This is a genomic window from Mesorhizobium sp. M6A.T.Cr.TU.017.01.1.1 (assembly GCF_004023115.1).
Taxonomy (GTDB): domain Bacteria; phylum Pseudomonadota; class Alphaproteobacteria; order Rhizobiales; family Rhizobiaceae; genus Mesorhizobium; species Mesorhizobium mediterraneum.
On the sequence record NZ_RZTA01000039.1, the window covers coordinates 15,624 to 34,321 of the forward strand.

Consider the following 18,698-nt stretch of genomic DNA (forward strand, 5'->3'; position numbering starts at 1 on the left):
ATCCTCATGGGCGCGCGCGCCGCAGGCGGACATAGAGCGCGCCCGAGCCGCCATGGTTGCGGGCGGCATGATCGTGGCTGGAGACGAGCGGCCTGAATGCGGGGGTCGACAGCCAAGCCGGCACGGCGCGCCGCAAGACGCCGTCGCCGCCCGATGAGGAGCCTTTGCCGGTGATGACCAGCACATAACGGATGCCGCCGGCATGCGCCCGGTGCAGGAAGGAAAACAATAGCGAATAGGCTTCGTCCTGGGTCAGGCCATGCAGATCGACGCGCCCTTCGATCGGCAGCCGGCCCTTCGACAGTTTTTCCAGCGTCGGTTCGTCGAGCGCATGCGAAACATGCTGCGTCTTTGCTTTCGCCGCCGCCGCCGGAGCCATGGCCTGGGCACGCGGCGGTGGCTTCGTGTCATCACCGTTGTCCGGGCCGATGTCTGGACTGTCGATAGCGGTCCTGCCCTTCAGCGGCTTGGCCGTGCGCGCCACCAGGTTCCACAGAACCCGGTCGTCCTCGCTCAGCCTGTCGATGCGCCGGGTCATCGCCCCGCCCCCGGAACGAGCGGACGCGGTATCAGTGCGTAGAAATCGGCAGGGTTGCGGACAACACCGGCCATCTCGCCGGCCGCATCGCCCGTTCCGGCGAACAGGTCGCCGCGGGCCGGCCCGGTGATGGCCGAGCCGGTGTCCTGCGCGATCATCAGCCGCCGGAACGGCTTTTTGTCGAAGGCGTTCAGCGACGGTGCGTCGATGTAGAACGGCGTGCCGAATGTATGGAGCAGGCGGTCGACGGCAACGGAGCGGCCCGGCGTCAGCGGCACCTTGGCGGCGGCGATCGGCCCGAGTTCCGGGTCGTCGACCCCCGCCTCGCTGAAGGAAATCTCGCGGAAAAAAATATAAGAGCGGTTGCGCCACAGGATCTCGTCGATGCGATCCGGATGCGCCTTGAACCAGGCGCGGATCGACTGCATGGTCACCGCTTGCAGCGGGATTTCGTTTAGCTCGCCCAGGATCTTGCCCGGTCCGGTAAAGCGCTGGCCGGACTTGGCGGCATAGGTGACGCGGCAAAGCCGGCCGTCGCTCATGGTGAGCCGCGCAGAACCTTGCACATGGATGAAGAAGGCGTCGACCTTGTCGGCGAGCCAGGCGATTTCCAACCGCTTGCCGGCCAGGCTTTTTCCGGCCAAACCTTCGCCAGCAACCGCGCCGCGCTCGATCTCGCCGCGATCGAAATACTCGACCGGCCCGTTCGGCGTGGCGCGGCCGAAGGCGAGATAAGGGTCCATGCCGGGCGGCCGGTTGGCGTCGTCGATGTCGACGAGATCGGCCGGACGCGACAGCAGCGGCACCGTAAATCGCTCGGTTCGCACCGGTGAGGCGTCGACCACGGGTTCATAGAAGCCGGTGACCAGGCCGGCGCCGCCGTCTTCGGCCGTTATGTGCGCCGGGATGAAATGATGCTCGAAAAAGGCGCGGGCTTGCGCCCGGTCGGTTGGGACAACGGTGCGGGCTTCAGCGTAAGCTTCGGTGAAGCGGTTGAAGTCGACGCCGAGCCCGCCGGAGCGATAGGGTTTTGTCAGGACATGAAAAGCCGAACGTCGGAAAGCAGCGAACGCAGCCAGATGGTCGTCCTCGTCCCAACCGGGAAGATCGTCGAAGGATTTTTCGCCGAACGCCTGTGAAAGCGACACCGGAGCCTCGCCGTGGTCCGGGCTCAGTCTTCTTCTTCGGTGGCGACCAGCTTCCAGTTCGGGTCGCGCGAGCGCGTATCGCGGGCGAATGTCCAGACGTCCTTGACCTCGGCGACGGTCTCGGGATCGCCGTCGATGACGGCGCCGGCCTGGTCGCGCGTCGCCGAAATCAGCTCGCTGACGATGCGCAGCGTAATATGCGCCTCGCCGCCCTTCATCTCGGCGGAAACGATGTCGGCCTTGTCGATGCCGACGAAGGAAGACTGGATCTTTTCCGATTTCGCCTCGCGGTCGCCGATGGCCGCGACAAAGCCGTCATAGACCTCGCGCGACAACAGGTTCTTCAGCGTCTTGCGGTCGCCATCGGCATAGGCCATGACAATCATCTCATAGGCCATCTTGGCGCCGTCGACGAAGGTCTTGGGGTCGAATGTCGGATCATTGTCCTTGATCGTGCGCAGGCCCCTGTTGAGATCGGTGTCAGGCTTGGCGAAGGCGTCGATCGCAGCGTAGGCGTCGATGGCCGGCTCTCCCGGCGCTCGCTTGCGCGGCAGCGAGACCACATTCTCGGGTTTCTGGGCGGCGTCCTCGCGCGTCCGGCTCGCCGTATAGGGGTCAAAGGGCGGGCGCTCGCTGCCGGTGCGGCGGCCGAGCACGTTGCGCAGCTGGAAAAAGATCACAACCGCCGCAACCAAAAAGAAAATCGTGCCGAAGTCGAAGAATCCCATATCTTCCGCCAATCAATCCCTACTCCGGCCGGACCGCCCGGCCTAGCAATGGCTGCGGTCGCATAGCGTTCAACATTCAAAGCATATAGAACGCAAGGTGCCATCATTCAAATTAAAGGCAGGCATACCTATCTACAAGCTCCAGTGCCAGCGGCGATTGCTCGCCGGCCGGCAAAACATGGAAACGATCGGTCAAGATTTGCGTATTTCGCTGCTTCCCCTGTTCATTCTCGCGCTTCCGCTGCTGGAGATCGCCGGTTTCGTCGTTGTCGGCCGCCAGGTCGGCGCATTGGCGACGGTCGGCCTGGTGCTGGCCTCGAGCATCGCCGGCGCGCTGTTGTTGCGATACCAGGGTTTTGGCGTCATGAGCCGGGTCCGTGCCGAGATGGACGCCGGACGTGATCCAAGCCGCCAGCTCGCGCACGGCGCGATGATCGTGCTGGCGGCGATCCTGCTCATCATTCCCGGCTTCATAACAGACATTTTCGGCATTCTGCTGTTCCTGCCGCCGGTCCGCGACCTTGCCTGGCGCCTGTTGAAAGGCCGTATCGTGCTGGCGACCAATTTCGGCACCGGCGGTTTCCGCGCCCGGCAACGCGACAAGACCATCGATCTCGACGACGGCGACTATTCGCGCGGCGACGATCACGGGCGTGGACCGGATCACACTTCTCCCTGGCGCCGCCTCAAGGACGACTAGGTCGCCTCAAGGACGACTAGGTCGGCAAACGCCTCCGGAACGAATGCCCGGCAAACCTTGTCTTGTCATGCCGACCATGGTAGCGAACGCCCGATTTCAATCCGGTCAGCAACGCTGCCCAGGCAAAAGGACAACAGCTTATGGCCAGCAAAGACGACGCGCCGACCGGCGCGGCCAATGGCAACGGTGACGTGACGCAGCCTTCGCTCAACGTGCTCGCCCAATATGTGAAGGACCTTTCCTTCGAAAGCCCCGGCGCGCCGAACTCGCTGCGCGGCCGCGACAAGGCCCCCGGCATCGCCATCAACGTCAATGTCAACGCCAATCCGCTTTCGGACAAGCAGTTCGACGTCAATTTGACCCTGAACGCCAAGGCCTCCTTCGATCAGGAAGTGCTGTTCAACGTCGAGCTGGTCTATGGCGGTGTGTTCGCCATCAGCGGCTTCCCGCAGGAGCATATGCTGCCGCTGCTGTTCATCGAGTGCCCGCGGCTCTTGTTCCCGTTCGCCAGGCAGATCATCGCCGAGGCAACCCGCAATGGCGGCTTCCCGCCCTTGATGCTCGACCCGATCGATTTCGCCCAGATGTTCCAGCAAAAACTGGCCGAGGACCAAGCTGCCAGCAAGGTCCAGGTGAGCTGAAGCTATTGTAGAGCAGCCTCTGAAAGCCCGGCTTCGCGCCGGGCTTTTTGTTTGAGATGCCGGCAGGCCAGAGGGGAGTGCGACGGAGCGCTCCCGTCAAAATCACTATGCCGCGGAGCTCGCTTCCGGCGTAACGCGCAGCCAGAGCGCCTTTTCGCCTAAGGTGCCGACCATGCTCGCGTGCGCGGTGCGCTCGGCGTCGGTCACACGGGACGGCAGCGCTATCGGCCGCGCGCCGATGCTGATGTCGATATCGTCGACATTTCTCCTGCCGCCGGCGGGCGCCGTGGCACTGTCGAGGATCAGCGCCGCCTGCTTGCCGCCGATGAGTTCGATATAGACCTCGGCCAGCAACTCCGAATCGAGCAGCGCGCCGTGCTTGGTGCGACGGGCATTGTCGATGCCGTAGCGCCGGCAGAGCGCGTCCAGCGAATTCGGTCCCATCGGATGCTTGCGGCGCGCCAACGCCAGCGTGTCGACGACAAGTCCGGGATCGACGACCGGGTGGCCGAGCCGGCCGAATTCGACATTGAGGAAGGCGATGTCGAAAGTGGCATTGTGGGCGACCAGCTTGGCGCCGTCGATGAAGGCAAGAAACTCGTCGGCGATGTCGCTGAAGGTCGGCTTGCCCATGAGGTCGGCGGCGCTGATGCCATGAACCGCCTGCGCCTCCGCGTGAATTGGTCGTCCTTGCGGATTGATGTAATGGTGGAAGGTACGGCCGGTCGGGAACCGATTGACCAGCTCGATGCAGCCAAGCTCGATGACGCGGTCATCGCGGAAATCGAGGCCGGTGGTTTCCGTATCGAAGATGATCTCGCGCATCTAAACAGTCCGTTGGCTCCGGCGTCATTCCAGCCGAATCATGATGGGAACAAATTGGCAACATATTACGCCGGATGCAAGCGTCGTTAAGCAGGCTTCCCGGCCTTATCCCCGACCAGTTCGGCGACGATCGCATCGACCGCCACGCGCGCCGCATCAAAACCCTGTCCGGTGTCGATGATGAAATCGGCGCGCTTGCGCTTTTCGGCGTCGGGAACCTGCCTGGCCAGGATCGACGCGAGCTTCCCTTCGCTCATCCCCGGCCGCGCCAGCACCCGGGCGCGCTGGATTTCGGCCGAGGCGGTGACGACCACAACCTTGTCGACGCGGTCGCGGCCGCCGGTTTCGAACAGCAGCGGGATATCGAGAACGACAAGCGGCGCGCCGGCGGCCCGGTTCCTGGCCAAGAAGGCGTCGGCGTCGGCGCGGACCAGCGGGTGGATGATCGCTTCCAGCCGTTTCAGCGCGGCTGCATCGCCGAGCACCCGCTCGGCCAGCTTTGTGCGATCGACCGAGCCGGATCTGGTGGTTCCGGGAAAAGCCGCCTCCACCAGCGGAGCGGCCTTGCCGGTGTAGAGGCGATGCACCGCCTCGTCCGAATCGTGGACTGGCACGCCGGCCTCGGCAAACATCTTGGCCGTGGTCGACTTGCCCATGCCGATCGATCCGGTGAGGCCGAGCACGATCATGCCTTTCACTCCTTGGTAATTCCTTGGGCACCGAGATCGGCGACGATCATCTGCCGCAATTCGGCAGTGACCTCCGGCCTGATCCCGAACCAGCGCTCGAAGCCGGGCACCGCCTGGTGCAAAAGCATGCCGAGCCCGTCGACCGCCTTCAGGCCCCGCGCTTTGGCCGCGGCCAGCAACGGCGTTTCCAGCGGCACATAGACAATGTCGGTGACGATGGCATGGTCCGGCAGCCTGGCTGGATCGGCGGACAGGCCTTCATTGCCATGCATGCCGAGCGCTGACGTGTTGACCAGCAGGCCGGCATCGGCAAGCAGCTCGTCGGTCGCAGCCATGCCATGGGCCGAGACCCCGGCACCGAAACGGTCGCGCAGCTCCTGCGCCCTCGCAAGCGTCCGGTTGACGATGCGGATGTCGCTGACGCCGCGCTCAATCAGCGCGTGGATGACCGCGCGGGAAGCGCCGCCGGCGCCGAGCACCACCGCCGGGCCATTATTTGCCCAGCCCGGCGCGTGCTCGTCGAGATTGGCGGCAAAGCCATGGGCGTCGGTGTTGCCGCCCCACAGATATCCGCCCTCGAACCACAGCGTGTTGACCGCGCCGATCTGTTCGGCCGCATCGTCGCGGCGCGCCGCCAATGCGAAGGCGGCCTCCTTGTGCGGGATGGTGATGTTGCCGCCACGGTAGCCATTCGTCTCGAGCGTTCTGACGAATTCGGCAAAATCGTCCGGCGCGACGTCGATGGCCCGGTAGCTGCCGTCGATACCGTATGTCGCCAGCCAATAAGAGTGGATCTTCGGCGACCGCGAATGCGCCACCGGGTGGCCGGTGACGAAGGCCTTTTTCGCGGCCTCAGCCATCGATGGCTCCGAGCTCACGCAGCTTGGCCAGAACGGGCAGAAGCGGCAGGCCGACAATGGTGAAATAGTCGCCCTCTATTCTTTCGAACAGCTGGATGCCCTCGCCTTCGATCTGGTAAGCGCCGACGCTGGACAGCGCCTTGGCGCCGACACGCGCCAGATGGCGGCCGATGAAGGCCGGATCGAGTTTTCGCATGGTCAGGCTGGCGATGCCGACATGCCGCCACAGGACAGCGCCGTCGCGGGCCAGCACGACGGCGCTGTTGAGCTGATGGGTCTTGCCCGACAGCGCCAGAAGATGGCGGCGCGCGGCCTCCATGTCGGCAGGCTTGTGGAACACTTCGTCGCCGAGCGACAGGGTCTGGTCGCAGCCGAGCACCAATGCGCCGGGCTTTCGCTCGCTGACCTCGGTAGCCTTGGCCTCGGCCAGCACCAGGGCGACGTCCTCCGGCGAGATACCGCTGTCTTTTAGTGGCGCCTCAAGCGCGCGCTCGTCGACTTCCGCCGGAACCGCCTCGACCGCCACGCCGGCATGGACGAGCAGCGCCTTGCGAAACGGGCTGCCCGAGGCAAGGATGATTTTTTCGGTCATGGTTTTTCGTCCGGTCTTTCCTTCTCCCCTTTGTGGGAGAAGGTGGATTGGCGCGCAGCGCCAAGACGGTTGAGGGGTGTTGGAAGGATCGCTGTCGGTGCCAAGCTGGAACACCCCTCATCCGACCGAGCTTCGCTCGGCCACTTTCTCCCACAAGGGGAGAAGGAAAGGACCGCCCACAGCACAAGCGCCCGAACCCTACCGTGTCTTGCCGCGCAGGGCAACGATGGCCGCCGCCGTCTCCTCGATCGAGCGGCGGCTGACGTCTATCATCGGCCAGCCATGCCGGGTGCAGATCTGGCGGGCGTAGGCGAGTTCCTCGGAGATCGCGGCGCGGTCGACATAGTCGGTCGGCTCGTAGGCACTCGTATTGCCGAGGATGCGGTTCTGGCGGACCTGCGAGATGCGCTCCGCTGTGGCAATCAGTCCGACGATCAGCGGCTTCGTGGCGTTGACCAGGCTTTCCGGCACCGGCACGCCGAGCACGATCGGGATGTTGGCGGTCTTGATGCCGCGATTGGCGAGATAGATGCTGGTCGGCGTCTTCGAGGTGCGCGAAATGCCGACGAGCACAATGTCGGCATCATCCATATTGGCCGGCAGCTGGCCGTCATCATGCTCCATGGTGAAGTTGAGCGCGTCGATGCGGCGAAAATATTCGGCGTCGAGAACATGCTGGGCGCCGACACGGCGGCCGGCCGGTGTACCGAGATAGGACTGGAACACGGTCAGCACAGGTTCCAGCACGGAGACGCAAGGCAGGCCCATGGCGGCGCAGCGTTCGTCAATGCCGCGGGCGAGCTTCTGGTCGACGACCGTATAGAGGATGATGCCCGGCTCCTCCTCGATATCCTCGAACACTTTCGTCACCTGCTTCTCGGTCCGGATGAGCGGGTAGATGTGCTCGATGGCGCGCGCATCCTTGTATTGCGCAGAAGCCGCGCGGCCGGCCGCCAGCAGCGTCTCACCGGTGGCATCGGAAATCAGGTGGAGGTGAAAGAAGCTCTGGGGTTTGTTCACAGGGGTTCGTTCCAAGCTGTGGGCCGATGTGGATAAGGTCGGTCGGAAAGGTCGGTCGGTTTGGGGCGACTGTATCAGATGCCGGTTTGTCCACAATTCGATGCGCTGTCGGCTTCGTCGGGCGGTTGGGGACAAGTCCGGGGACGGGCTTTTTTGACTCGGCCCTATCCACAGGCCCATTTTCTTTGCGCTGGCGGCAACGCATTGACTCTAGTCGGAAATTTCCAACTGTCCCCAATCCCCTCCTATCCGGCAGAAGAAGCACGCGACAATATGCTGGCTGGCCTTTTCCGGGGCAAAGCGGGACAGGAGACAACCACCGATACCAACAGACTCTTAGAATCATAAGATTCCTAGAAATAGAATATTTAATTATAGAGAAGCCTGGAGAGGCGAGCGCCGAATGCCTGAAAACCGGATCATGCGGGACGTGTTGAAGGGCGAAGCGGTGTTTCCACCGCCGCTCTGGATGATGCGGCAAGCCGGCCGCTATCTGCCGGAATATCGGGAGACACGCAGGCGGGCCGGATCGTTCCTCGATCTCTGCTATAATCCCGACTTCGCGGTGGAGGTGACACTGCAGCCGATCGAGCGCTTCGGCTTCGATGCATCGATCCTGTTTTCCGATATCCTTGTCGTGCCGCATGCGCTGGGCCGCGACGTGCGCTTCGAGGAAGGGCGCGGGCCGTTACTGACGCCGATCTCGGCCACGGGGATTGCGGCTCTGGACGGGGAAACGTTTCACGTGAATCTCGAACCGGTCTATGAGACGGTCAGACGGCTGCGGGCAAAACTGCCCGATGAAACGACGCTGATCGGCTTCTGCGGCGCGCCCTGGACGGTGGCGACCTATATGATCGCCGGCCACGGCACCTCAGACCAGGCCCCGGCGCGGCTGTTTGCCTATCGTGAGCCGGCCGCTTTCTTGCAGCTGCTGAACGTGCTTGCCGATCATTCGGCCGCCTACCTCATCCGCCAGATCGAGGCCGGCGCTGATGTGGTGCAGATCTTCGACTCGTGGTCCGGCGTGCTCGATGAAGTTTCGTTCGAGGCTTTTTGCATCAAGCCCGTGGCCGAGATCGTCAGGCAGGTGCGAGCCGTTCATCCCGATGTTCCGATCATCGGCTTTCCCAAGGGCGCCGGCGCCCACTACCGGAGCTATCGCCAGAAGACCGGCGTCACGGGACTGGGGCTCGACTGGACCGTGCCTCTAACGGCGGCGCGTGAATTGCAGCGCGACGGCGCCGTACAGGGCAACCTCGACCCATTGCGGCTGGTGGCCGGCGGCAAGGCTCTAGCCGACGGCGTCGACGCAATCCTGAAAGCACTGCGCGATGGACCGCTGATCTTCAATCTCGGCCATGGCATCACGCCGGAAACGCCGATCGCGCATGTCGAGGCGATGGTCAAAATGGTGCGGAGCGCGTCATGACGATGATGGGGAAAGGCTCTGTGGAAGGTGGTGCCGGCGCAATGCGCCGCGCTGCGATCGCGACCGCGGTTTTCCTCGTGTTGGCCGGGCTTCTGTTCGTGTTCGGACCTGATGATTTCTATCCCTGGGCAAAGGCGGTCCACGTCATCGCCGTCATCTCGTGGATGGCGGGCATGCTCTATCTGCCGCGGCTGCTGGTCTATCATGCCGATGCTAAAGGCTCCGTGCAGTCGGAAACCTTCAAGGTGATGGAGCGGCGCCTGCTGCGCGGCATCATCAATCCGGCCATGATCATTACCTGGGCGTTCGGCCTGTGGCTGGCCTGGAAAGGCTTTGGTTTTCAGGGCGGCTGGCTGCACGCCAAGATCGCTGCGGTGCTTTGCCTCTCCGCCGTTCATGGTTATCTGGCCGGCGCGGTTCGTAAATTCGCGGAGGACCGTAACGAAAAACCCGCGAAGCACTGGCGGATCATCAATGAGATACCCACATTGCTGATGATCATCATCGTCGTGCTGGTCATCGTGAAGCCTTTCTGAGGCTTTGATGACCTGCAAAAGGCGGCTTGCTCTTTCAGTCGACCGACGATAAAAGACGGGTCTTCCTTCCCGTCATGCGCCGCCCATTCATCGCTTCGGCCGCGCCCGGCATTTGTCGCATCCCGCCGATATTTTCCCAATGCTTACTCACTCAGAGTCCGTCTAATGATGCAAGAAATGAAACTCGCAGAGTTCAAGAACAAGAAACCGCCAGAGCTGATCGCCTATGCCGAATCGCTCGAGGTCGAGAACGCCAGCGTCATGCGCAAGCAGGAGCTGATGTTCGCGATCCTGAAGAGGCTGGCGACCCAGGATATCGAGATCATCGGTGACGGCGTGGTCGAAGTGCTGCAGGACGGTTTTGGTTTCCTGCGCTCGGCCAATGCCAATTACCTGCCGGGTCCGGACGATATCTATATTTCGCCGTCGCAGATCCGGCGATTCTCGCTGAAGACCGGCGATACGGTCGAAGGGCCGATCCGCAGCCCGAAGGAAGGCGAGCGCTATTTCGCGCTGCTCAAGGTCAACACGATCAATTTCGACGACCCGGAAAAGATCCGCCACAAGATCCATTTCGACAATCTGACGCCGCTTTATCCGACCTCGCGGCTGAAGATGGAAATGGACGTTCCGACCTCGAAGGACATCTCGGCCCGCGTTATCGACCTGGTGGCGCCGCTCGGCAAAGGCCAGCGCGCCCTGATCGTGGCGCAGCCGCGCACCGGCAAGACGGTGCTGTTGCAGAACATCGCCCATTCGATCACCACCAATCATCCGGAATGCTACCTGATCGTGCTGCTCATCGACGAGCGGCCGGAGGAAGTCACCGACATGCAGCGCTCGGTGAAGGGCGAGGTCGTCTCCTCGACCTTCGACGAGCCGGCGGTGCGCCACGTCCAGGTCGCCGAAATGGTGATCGAGAAGGCCAAGCGCCTGGTCGAGCACGGGCGCGACGTCGTCATCCTGCTGGATTCGATCACCCGCCTCGGCCGCGCCTACAACACCGTGGTGCCGTCATCCGGCAAGGTGCTGACCGGCGGTGTCGACGCCAATGCGCTGCAGCGGCCGAAGCGCTTCTTCGGTGCCGCCCGCAACATCGAGGAAGGCGGCTCGCTGACCATCATCGCCACCGCGCTGATCGACACCGGCAGCCGCATGGACGAGGTCATCTTCGAAGAGTTCAAGGGTACCGGCAACTCGGAAATCGTGCTCGACCGCAAGGTGGCGGACAAGCGCATTTATCCGGCCATGGACATCCTCAAGTCCGGCACCCGCAAGGAAGACCTGCTGGTCGCCCGCCAGGACCTGCAGAAGATCTTCGTGCTGCGCCGCATCCTGGCGCCGATGGGAACGACGGACGCCATCGAGTTCCTCATCGACAAGCTCAAGCAGACCAAGACGAACGCGGATTTCTTCGATTCGATGAATACGTAAGGTTGGTTGAGGGGCCGGGAATCGGCACTCAACGTATTGGAGATGACCAATCGTTGATGCCGGCTCCGCCCCTCATTGCCCTGCCGGGCATTTCTCCCCGTAAACGGGGAGAAAGAGGCTGGCCGGAACCCTGGCACTTTTTCTGCAACGCTGGAGATTGGCGAAACCGCCGATGAGAGTGTCCCTCTCCCCGTTTACGGGGAGAGGATGCCGGTAGGCAGCTGAGGGGCAGCGCAAACACCCGGAACAGGTGAGGGCAAATACAAAATCTGCGACGATTGCCCCGCGTCTCTGGCACCTCACCTATCCGCGCCGCAACCGCTGCTCAAGCTCCTCTGCATCCGTTATCACCGGCAGGCAGACCTGCCCCGTACACAGCCAGGCGCCGGGCTTGTCGGTTGGCGGCAGGACGCCGCCTGGCAGCATCGGCAGGTTTGTTGCCGAGCCGACCGGCACAACATTGTCGATCCGGCGCGGGTCGGGATTTCGATTCGCAACCGGAACAAGCCCTGGATTCTCCGGGCTGTCCACCAGCACCAGTTTCAACGGCTCGATCGCTAAGGCGCAGGCGTTGACGACACCCGCCTGGCCATAGGCCTGATGCGCCGCCCGGCCGGCTGCGTGCTCGGCGACCTTCCAGGTCTTGTCCTGCAATTCGAGATCGCCGGAAAGCGATGACAATCGGACCATGGCCTCGATGATCTGGCCGGTGGCCGACGGAATTGCCTCGTCGACATCGCCCCTGATGCGGATCGGCACGTCGCTGCTGTCCGATGCGGTGAGATAGTAGCCGGTGTCGTCATCGTCGCGATGCCATTGGTCGAGCTGCGCGATGAATTGGCCGGACAGCTCGGCGTAACTCGATGTGCCGGTAGCCTCGAACAATGAGATCGCGGCGTTGGCCATGGCGGCGTAGTCGCTCGACAGCGCCGGGAACAGCTTCTTTGCGCCAAGCATCGAATGCGGCAAGCGGCCGTCTCGGCTGGCGCTGGCAATGGCAGCGAAGGCCTGTTCCGCCGCCTCGATCCAGTCGATCCGTTTCAGGGCGCGCCCGGCTTCGGCGAGAGCCGCGATCACCAGGCCGTTCCAGTCGGTCAAGATTTTCCCGTCCCGCCCGGGCCTGACGCGCTGCTCGCGGGCTGCCAGCAATTTTTCTTTTAACGGAGTGAGCCGGTCGCGATCGACCACGCTTTGCGTTTGCTGCGCTCCGGTCTGGTGGATGATTGGCTTGCCCTCCCAGCCATGTGGGCCGGAAAGCGTGAAGTGTTTGAAAAACAACGCTGATTCATCGCCAAGAGCGGTTTCGATCTCATCCGTGCTCCAGGTGTAGAACAACCCCTCCTCGCCCTCGCTGTCGGCGTCGAGGCTGGCGGCGAAAGCGCTGCCATCGACGCGCATCTCGCGCAGGAGCCAGTCGATCGTCTCTTCGATTCGTACCCGGAACAAATCATTGCCCGATGCCGCATAGGCCCAATTGCACAGCCGGATGAGCTGGGCGTTGTCGTAGAGCATCTTTTCGAAATGCGGCACCAGCCACTCGGCATCGGTCGAATAGCGGCTCAGCCCGCCGCCGATATGGTCGTAGATCCCGCCCGCCAGCATCTTTTCGAGGCTGAGCAGCACGGCGTCGCGATGCGATGTGCTACCGTCGCGCAGCCACGACAGCCAAAGCGTCTGCATGAAAGGCGCGTTGGGGAATTTGGGCGCGCCGCGCAGGCCGCCGAGATCCCTGTCGATCATGCCGTCGATGCCTTGGGCAAGGTTCGCGAGCGTGTCGCGGTCGAGCACGGCCTTGGCATGCGTGCCCGCCAGCCGCGCCTCGACATGCGTGGTCAGTCCGTCGGCGCTTTGGTTAACGCTTTCTTTCTTCTCCCGCCACGCCTTGTCGACCGCCTCCAGCACCTGGACGAAGCCCGGACGGCCGTAACGCGCCTCGCGTGGAAAATAGGTGCCGCCCCAAAATGGCTTTCCGTCCGGCGTCAGGAACATGGTCAGCGGCCATCCGCCCTGCTCGCCCATCGAGGACAGCGCGGCCATATAGATCTGGTCGATGTCCGGCCGCTCCTCGCGATCCACCTTGATATTGACGAAGAGACGGTTCATGACGGCGGCGACATCGTCATTCTCGAAGCTTTCGTGCGCCATGACATGGCACCAGTGGCAGGCGGCGTAGCCGACCGAGAGCAGGATTTGCCGCTCCAGCGCCTTTGCTTCGGCGAGCGACGCCGGCGACCACGCCCGCCAATGCACCGGGTTGCCGCTATGCTGCTGCAGATAGGGGCTGGCCTCTTCGGCAAGTAGATTTTGCGCGGGCAGATTTTGCGCGGGTAATGTCACGGTCGGGCACTCGGCGAATTGTCGATGAATAAGCGAAGCTAGGGCGGTTGTGCTGGGTCGGCAAATGATTTCAAGTGATTCCATTGTTGCCCTGTCGAGCGGCCGCCTGCCCGCCGGCGTTGCCGTGATCCGCATTTCGGGTCCGCAAAGTCGATTCGTCGTCGAAACGATTGCCGGTCCAGTGGTTAAGAACCGTGTTGCGGCCTATCGCAAGTTCAGGGCGCCGGGCGGATCGGTGCTCGACAGCGGCCTGATCGTTTTCTTCGCAGGACCGAACAGCTTTACTGGTGAGGATATCGCGGAATTCCATGTCCATGGCGGCCGCGCCGTGGTGGCGAAGATGCTGGAGACGATCGCCGGCTTCGATGGCGTCAGGCATGCCGAGCCGGGCGAGTTCACCCGCCGCGCCTTTCTTAACGGCAAGGTCGACCTGGTCGAGACCGAGGCGCTGGCCGATCTCGTTAACGCCGAGACGGAGGCGCAGCGACGCTTTGCCGTGCAGAATGCCGAGGGTATGCAGAGCGAGCTCTATCTGGGCTGGCGGCGTCGGCTCATCCATGCGCGGGCGATGATCGAAGCCGAGATCGATTTTGCCGACGAAGACGATGTGCCCGGTTCCGTTGCAGAGACGGTCTGGTCGGATGCTCGCGCGATGACCGACGAGATCGAGCGTCATGTCCAGGGATTCCGGGCGGCCGAGATCATCCGCGACGGGTTTGAGGTCGTCATCCTCGGCGCGCCGAATGCCGGCAAATCAAGCCTGTTCAATGCGCTGGCCCGGCGCGAGGCGGCAATCGTCACGGAAGAGCCCGGCACGACCCGCGACCTGCTCGAGGTGGTGCTGGATTTGGAGGGGATGCGGGTCAGGGTGACGGATACCGCCGGCCTGCGCGAGACGCCCGGCAGGATCGAGGCGATTGGCATCGAAAGGGCGAGGAGCAAGGCGGGAACCGCCGATCTGTTGCTCGTGTTGGAGGATATGGTGGACCCGGTCCCGATCGGCACAATACCAGCGGAGGTCCCGACATTGTGGATCGGGACAAAGGTCGATTTGTTGCAAGATGAATCACCGGCGCTTGCGACGCGCTACGATGCCGTTATCTCGACCAGAGACGGTGCCGGGCTGGCGGAGCTGCTGGCGGAGATCGGGCGTCGCGCGGCAGCGCAGATCGGCGAGGCCGGCGATATCCTGCCGTCGCGGCTGCGGCACGTCGAGCTTCTCAATGAGGCGAAACGCTTTCTGCTTGCGGCGGTGGCAGGGGATGAGCGCGGGCAGGAGCTGCGGGCCGAGGAATTGCGGCTGGCAGCTGATAGGCTTGGCCGGATCGTTGGGGCGGTCGATGTCGAGGATTTGCTGGACGTAATCTTCTCGCAATTCTGCATCGGCAAATGACTCACGTGAAACACTGGGGAGGGAAGGCTCGCGATGATTCACGTGAAACGCTGAGTGATCACGTCGAAGGCATTGTTTCACGTGAAACGATTCGCCGGGCAATCGCTTTAGGTTGAGTTCGCTCCTCACTGATTCCGGGGCGAGCCGTGGCGCGCCGGCGCTAGAGCTTTTGTGCGCTCTCCCTTCTCCCCTTGTGGGAGAAGGTGTCGCCGAAGGCGACGGATGAGGGGTGCTCCAGCATGGCACCGACCGCACTCCGTCCAGCACCCCTCAACCGTCTTGGCGCTGCGCGCCAATCCACCTTCTCCCACAAGGGGACAAGGGAAGACGGCGCCGGCTTCGCCACTTCTTCGAAGAGATTTGCCCGCCAAACTCCACGTATTCTTGACACCACGTCCTGACGGGCACATGTGTCGGGCGACTTGAATGCGGGATTCTAAAATGACCGATCACTATGATGTGGTTGTGGTGGGCGGCGGCCATGCTGGTTGCGAGGCGGCCAGCGCTGCCGCGCGCGCCGGTGCCAAAACCGCTCTGGTGACGCTGCGCTTCGAGACGATCGGCGTCATGTCCTGCAATCCGGCGATCGGCGGGAACGGCAAGGGCCATTTGGTTCGCGAGATCGACGCCATGGACGGGCTGATGGGGCGCGTCGCCGACGCTGCCGGCATCCAGTTCCGCCTGCTCAACCGTCGCAAGGGACCGGCAGTTCGCGGGCCGCGCACGCAGGCCGACAGAAAGCTCTACCGGCTCGCCATGCAGGCGGCGATTCGCGAGCAGGCCGGTCTCGACGTGGTCGAGGGCGAGGTCCTGGATTTCGAAGTCGACAATGAGCGCATAGCAGCGGTGCTGCTGGCGGATGGCCGCCGGCTTGCCTGCGGCGCCGTGGTGCTGACGACCGGCACTTTCCTGCGCGGGCTAATCCATATCGGCGAGAAGAAGATCGTTGCCGGCCGCATGAACGAGCAGGCCAGCCTTGGCCTGTCGGCGACGATGAGCAGAGCGGGTTTCAAGCTCGGGCGGCTGAAGACCGGCACGCCGCCGCGGCTGGATGGGCGGACGATCGATTGGGCGTCGCTGGAGAGCCAGGCGGCGGACGAGGATCCGGTGCCGTTCTCGCTGATGACCGACCGCATCGCCAACCCGCAGATCCATTGCGGCATCACGCGCACGACGGCGGCGACGCACGAGCTGATCCGCGCCAATCTGAGCCGTTCCGCCATGTATTCCGGCTCGATCGAAGGGGTCGGGCCGCGTTACTGTCCGTCCATCGAAGACAAGATCGTCAAGTTCGGCGACCGCGAAGGCCACCAGATTTTTCTGGAGCCGGAAGGGCTGGACGATGACACCGTTTACCCCAACGGCATTTCGACCTCGCTGCCCGAGGACGTTCAGCTCGACATTCTGAAGACCATTCCTGGCCTTGAGCGTGCCATCATGCTGCAGCCCGGCTATGCCATCGAGTATGATCATGTCGATCCGCGCGAGCTTAAGCCGACGCTGGAAACCAAGCGGATTGGCGCTCTTTTCCTGGCCGGGCAGATCAACGGCACCACCGGGTATGAGGAGGCCGCCGCGCAAGGGCTGCTTGCCGGCCTCAACGCTGCGCGGCAGGCTTCGGCAAGCGACCAGATCGTGCTCAGCCGCACGGAGGCCTATATCGGGGTGATGGTCGACGACCTGACCAGCCGCGGCATTGCCGAACCCTATCGCATGTTCACTTCGCGGGCCGAGTTCCGGCTGTCGCTGCGGGCCGACAATGCCGATGAGCGGCTGACGCCGCTGGCGACGAAGCTCGGGATCGCTTCACCGGAGCGGATGCAGCGCTTCAACGATGTCATGCAGGAGCTTGAAAAGGCGAGGGACCTTGCGCTTGGAACGACCATGACCCCCAACGAAGCGGCGCGCCATGGGCTGGAGATCAACAGGGACGGAGTGCGTCGCTCGGCCTATGAGTTGCTGGCTTATCCCGGTGTCGATATCGCCTGGTTGGCCCGAACCGCTCCCGAATTTGGCGCCATCGACGCCAAAACGGCCGAGCGCCTCGAAACGGAGGCGAAATATTCGGTTTATCTCGATCGCCAACAGGCTGATGTCTCGCAGATCAGGCATGAGGAAAGCCGGCTGATCCCGGCTTCGCTCGACTTTGCTTCTGTGCCGGGCCTGTCCAACGAGCTGAAGCAGAAGATGCTGGCACGCCAGCCGCGTTCCGTCGCCGACGCACAGCGGATGGAAGGCATGACGCCGGCGGCACTGGCAATCATTGTCGCGCATGTTCGCAACGCCGAGGCTGCCGCGCGAAGGAATGTTGCGTGAGCGCTGCCTCCTGGGCGAGCCTGCAAGCGGCTGCAGGTCCGGTTTCACGTGAAACATTCGAACGCCTGGTCGAGTTCGAGGTGGTTTTCCAGAAATGGAACCGCCGGATAAACCTGGCGGCGCAATCGACGCAGGACGATGTCTGGCGCCGCCACATCCTGGACAGCGCGCAGCTTGCGCGAATCAAACCGGACGCGAAGCGCTGGGTCGATCTCGGCTCTGGCGGTGGTTTTCCCGGCCTGGTGCTTGCCTTCCTGCTTGCCGAGCGTGACGGCGCCAGCATCGATCTGGTTGAGAGCAACCGGAAAAAAGCGTCGTTCCTGCAAGCGGTCGTCGGGCAGTTCAATCTGCCGGCGAGAGTCATCGCGCGGCGCATCGACGATGCCTATCCGCTTGTTTCGACACCTCAAATCGTCACGGCCAGGGCGCTGGCGTCGCTTCCGACGTTGCTTGACCTATCGGCGCCGTGGCTGACGGCGGGCGGGCGCGGCCTGTTCCACAAAGGCCGGGATTACCGCGCCGAAGTGGCAGAAAGCGCTCAACGATGGTCGTTCGATCTGGTAGAACATGCCAGCGCGACCGACGCTCATGGCGTCATCCTCGAACTGTCTGATTTGCGCCAACTGACTTAGATCGGCGACCTCGGAATGAATTTCTGGCATAGACCCATGATGAAGAATGGCCCCCGAATCATCACCGTAGCCAACCAGAAGGGCGGCGTCGGCAAGACGACGACGGCCATCAACCTGGCCACGGCGCTGGCGGCGATTGGCGAAAAGGTGCTGATCGTCGACCTCGATCCGCAAGGCAATGCCTCGACAGGCCTTGGCATCGACCGCAAGGACCGTACCGTCTCGTCCTATGACGTGCTGACCGGCGATCTGGATCTGGAAGCAGCGGCGATCCCGACGGCGGTGCCCGGGCTGTCGATCGTGCCGTCGACACTCGATCTGCTCGGCATCGAGATGGAGATCGCTTCCGCGCCCGACCGGGTGCTCAAGCTGCGCAATGCTCTCCGTGCCGCGAGCGAGCGTGGCGCCCCATTCGGATATGTGCTGATCGATTGTCCGCCATCGCTCAATCTGCTGACGCTGAACTCGATGGCGGCGGCCGATTCGGTCCTGGTGCCGCTGCAATGCGAATTCTTCGCGCTTGAAGGCTTGAGCCAGTTGCTGGAGACGGTCGAGCAGGTGCGCCGCTCGATCAATCCAGATCTGATCATTCAGGGCATCGTGCTGACCATGTATGACGGCCGCAACAACCTCGCCAACCAGGTGGTGCAGGATGTGCGGGCGCATATGGGCGACAAGGTCTACGAAACTGTCATCCCGCGCAATGTGCGTGTCTCCGAGGCGCCGTCTTACGGCAAGCCGGCGATCCTGTACGACCTCAAATGCTCCGGCAGCCAGGCCTATCTGCAGCTTGCCTCCGAGGTGATCCGCCGCGAGCGCAAACTGCGCGCCGCTTGATGCAGTCGCCCAAAACTGGGAACTGGTATGCAGAAGATAA

18 protein-coding genes are annotated in these 18,698 nt (G+C 63.1%); 9 read left to right on the forward strand and 9 right to left on the reverse strand.

Features of this window, described 5'->3' with window-relative positions; genetic code table 11:
- Window positions 1-4: 4 nt before the first annotated feature.
- From EOB36_RS14955 to EOB36_RS14965, 3 genes are read right to left on the reverse strand one after another with little or no spacing between them, the layout of a single operon-like run.
- Window positions 5-538, reverse strand: a complete 534-nt coding sequence (locus EOB36_RS14955) for a Smr/MutS family protein (RefSeq protein WP_128285131.1) — start codon at window positions 536-538, stop codon at window positions 5-7.
- Window positions 535-1,686 carry a murein transglycosylase A gene (locus EOB36_RS14960; protein ID WP_128285132.1) on the reverse strand — a complete coding sequence of 384 codons (1,152 nt, stop codon included), beginning with the start codon at window positions 1,684-1,686 and terminating at the stop codon, window positions 535-537. Before EOB36_RS14960 ends, EOB36_RS14955 begins: the two co-directional genes overlap by 4 nt.
- Window positions 1,687-1,709: 23 nt before the next feature.
- Window positions 1,710-2,414, reverse strand: coding sequence for a Tim44/TimA family putative adaptor protein (locus EOB36_RS14965; RefSeq protein ID WP_127205791.1), 705 nt, complete (start codon window positions 2,412-2,414; stop codon window positions 1,710-1,712).
- Window positions 2,415-2,613: 199 nt separating this feature from the next.
- Between EOB36_RS14965 and EOB36_RS14970 the strand changes: the two genes are divergently transcribed.
- Complete coding sequence (locus tag EOB36_RS14970) at window positions 2,614-3,114, forward strand: FxsA family protein (protein WP_095485105.1); 501 nt, start codon at window positions 2,614-2,616, stop codon at window positions 3,112-3,114.
- A gap of 140 nt (window positions 3,115-3,254) precedes the next feature.
- On the forward strand, window positions 3,255-3,755 hold the full coding sequence (gene secB, locus EOB36_RS14975; protein ID WP_127205790.1) for a protein-export chaperone SecB: 501 nt from the start codon (window positions 3,255-3,257) through the stop codon (window positions 3,753-3,755).
- Between the two features lie 105 nt (window positions 3,756-3,860).
- Here secB and dnaQ read toward each other — a convergent pair whose 3' ends face one another.
- The 5 genes from dnaQ to EOB36_RS15000 form a co-directional block, all read right to left on the reverse strand.
- A complete protein-coding gene (dnaQ, locus tag EOB36_RS14980) occupies window positions 3,861-4,580 on the reverse strand; it encodes a DNA polymerase III subunit epsilon (RefSeq protein WP_095484777.1) in 720 nt (239 codons plus the stop codon).
- Between the two features lie 86 nt (window positions 4,581-4,666).
- Window positions 4,667-5,269: a dephospho-CoA kinase gene (coaE, locus tag EOB36_RS14985; RefSeq protein ID WP_095484778.1), complete on the reverse strand. Its 603-nt coding sequence runs from the start codon at window positions 5,267-5,269 to the stop codon at window positions 4,667-4,669.
- 5 nt (window positions 5,270-5,274) lie between these two features.
- Window positions 5,275-6,129 (reverse strand): shikimate dehydrogenase, encoded by an 855-nt coding sequence (locus EOB36_RS14990; protein WP_127205789.1) that lies wholly within the window; start codon window positions 6,127-6,129, stop codon window positions 5,275-5,277.
- A complete protein-coding gene (locus EOB36_RS14995) occupies window positions 6,122-6,721 on the reverse strand; it encodes a Maf-like protein (protein ID WP_095485106.1) in 600 nt (199 codons plus the stop codon). Before EOB36_RS14995 ends, EOB36_RS14990 begins: the two co-directional genes overlap by 8 nt.
- Before the next feature lie 198 nt (window positions 6,722-6,919).
- Complete coding sequence (locus EOB36_RS15000; RefSeq protein ID WP_095484780.1) at window positions 6,920-7,741, reverse strand: pyruvate, water dikinase regulatory protein; 822 nt, start codon at window positions 7,739-7,741, stop codon at window positions 6,920-6,922.
- Between the two features lie 403 nt (window positions 7,742-8,144).
- Here EOB36_RS15000 and hemE point away from each other — a divergent pair, with 403 nt between their 5' ends.
- The 3 genes from hemE to rho all read left to right on the forward strand — a co-directional run bounded on the left by hemE (window position 8,145) and on the right by rho (window position 11,143).
- Window positions 8,145-9,173, forward strand: coding sequence for a uroporphyrinogen decarboxylase (gene hemE / locus EOB36_RS15005; RefSeq protein WP_095484781.1), 1,029 nt, complete (start codon window positions 8,145-8,147; stop codon window positions 9,171-9,173).
- Entirely contained in the window at window positions 9,170-9,709 is a 540-nt protein-coding gene (gene hemJ, locus EOB36_RS15010) for a protoporphyrinogen oxidase HemJ (protein WP_128285133.1), read from the forward strand. Before hemE ends, hemJ begins: the two co-directional genes overlap by 4 nt.
- Before the next feature lie 168 nt (window positions 9,710-9,877).
- Window positions 9,878-11,143 carry a transcription termination factor Rho gene (gene rho, locus EOB36_RS15015; RefSeq protein WP_095485107.1) on the forward strand — a complete coding sequence of 422 codons (1,266 nt, stop codon included), beginning with the start codon at window positions 9,878-9,880 and terminating at the stop codon, window positions 11,141-11,143.
- Between the two features lie 303 nt (window positions 11,144-11,446).
- Here the strand turns inward: rho and EOB36_RS15020 are convergent, their stop codons facing one another.
- Window positions 11,447-13,480, reverse strand: coding sequence for a thioredoxin domain-containing protein (locus EOB36_RS15020; protein WP_245467800.1), 2,034 nt, complete (start codon window positions 13,478-13,480; stop codon window positions 11,447-11,449).
- 64 nt (window positions 13,481-13,544) lie between these two features.
- Here EOB36_RS15020 and mnmE point away from each other — a divergent pair, with 64 nt between their 5' ends.
- The 4 genes from mnmE (at window position 13,545) to EOB36_RS15045 (ending at window position 18,658) form a co-directional block, all read left to right on the forward strand.
- Entirely contained in the window at window positions 13,545-14,873 is a 1,329-nt protein-coding gene (gene mnmE, locus EOB36_RS15025; RefSeq protein ID WP_128285135.1) for a tRNA uridine-5-carboxymethylaminomethyl(34) synthesis GTPase MnmE, read from the forward strand.
- A 441-nt stretch (window positions 14,874-15,314) separates the two neighbouring features.
- Window positions 15,315-17,189, forward strand: a complete 1,875-nt coding sequence (mnmG, locus tag EOB36_RS15035; protein ID WP_128285137.1) for a tRNA uridine-5-carboxymethylaminomethyl(34) synthesis enzyme MnmG — start codon at window positions 15,315-15,317, stop codon at window positions 17,187-17,189.
- Complete coding sequence (rsmG, locus tag EOB36_RS15040) at window positions 17,186-17,821, forward strand: 16S rRNA (guanine(527)-N(7))-methyltransferase RsmG (protein ID WP_128285138.1); 636 nt, start codon at window positions 17,186-17,188, stop codon at window positions 17,819-17,821. Before mnmG ends, rsmG begins: the two co-directional genes overlap by 4 nt.
- A gap of 36 nt (window positions 17,822-17,857) precedes the next feature.
- Window positions 17,858-18,658: a ParA family protein gene (locus EOB36_RS15045; RefSeq protein WP_128285139.1), complete on the forward strand. Its 801-nt coding sequence runs from the start codon at window positions 17,858-17,860 to the stop codon at window positions 18,656-18,658.
- Window positions 18,659-18,698 lie beyond the last annotated feature (40 nt).

Excerpts from the sequence above, each read along its gene's own strand:
- rho (WP_095485107.1), top strand. The coding sequence starts at position 9,878 with ATGCAAGAAATGAAACTCGCAGAGTTCAAGAACAAGAAACCGCCAGAG.
- hemJ (WP_128285133.1), top strand. The coding sequence starts at position 9,170 with ATGACGATGATGGGGAAAGGCTCTGTGGAAGGTGGTGCCGGCGCAATG.
- EOB36_RS14995 (WP_095485106.1), bottom strand. The coding sequence starts at position 6,721 with ATGACCGAAAAAATCATCCTTGCCTCGGGCAGCCCGTTTCGCAAGGCG.
- EOB36_RS15045 (WP_128285139.1), top strand. The coding sequence starts at position 17,858 with ATGATGAAGAATGGCCCCCGAATCATCACCGTAGCCAACCAGAAGGGC.
- mnmE (WP_128285135.1), top strand. The coding sequence starts at position 13,545 with ATGATTTCAAGTGATTCCATTGTTGCCCTGTCGAGCGGCCGCCTGCCC.
- mnmG (WP_128285137.1), top strand. The coding sequence starts at position 15,315 with ATGACCGATCACTATGATGTGGTTGTGGTGGGCGGCGGCCATGCTGGT.
- EOB36_RS14955 (WP_128285131.1), bottom strand. The coding sequence starts at position 538 with ATGACCCGGCGCATCGACAGGCTGAGCGAGGACGACCGGGTTCTGTGG.
- EOB36_RS14990 (WP_127205789.1), bottom strand. The coding sequence starts at position 6,129 with ATGGCTGAGGCCGCGAAAAAGGCCTTCGTCACCGGCCACCCGGTGGCG.
- coaE (WP_095484778.1), bottom strand. The coding sequence starts at position 5,269 with ATGATCGTGCTCGGCCTCACCGGATCGATCGGCATGGGCAAGTCGACC.
- dnaQ (WP_095484777.1), bottom strand. The coding sequence starts at position 4,580 with ATGCGCGAGATCATCTTCGATACGGAAACCACCGGCCTCGATTTCCGC.
- EOB36_RS14965 (WP_127205791.1), bottom strand. The coding sequence starts at position 2,414 with ATGGGATTCTTCGACTTCGGCACGATTTTCTTTTTGGTTGCGGCGGTT.
- hemE (WP_095484781.1), top strand. The coding sequence starts at position 8,145 with ATGCCTGAAAACCGGATCATGCGGGACGTGTTGAAGGGCGAAGCGGTG.
- secB (WP_127205790.1), top strand. The coding sequence starts at position 3,255 with ATGGCCAGCAAAGACGACGCGCCGACCGGCGCGGCCAATGGCAACGGT.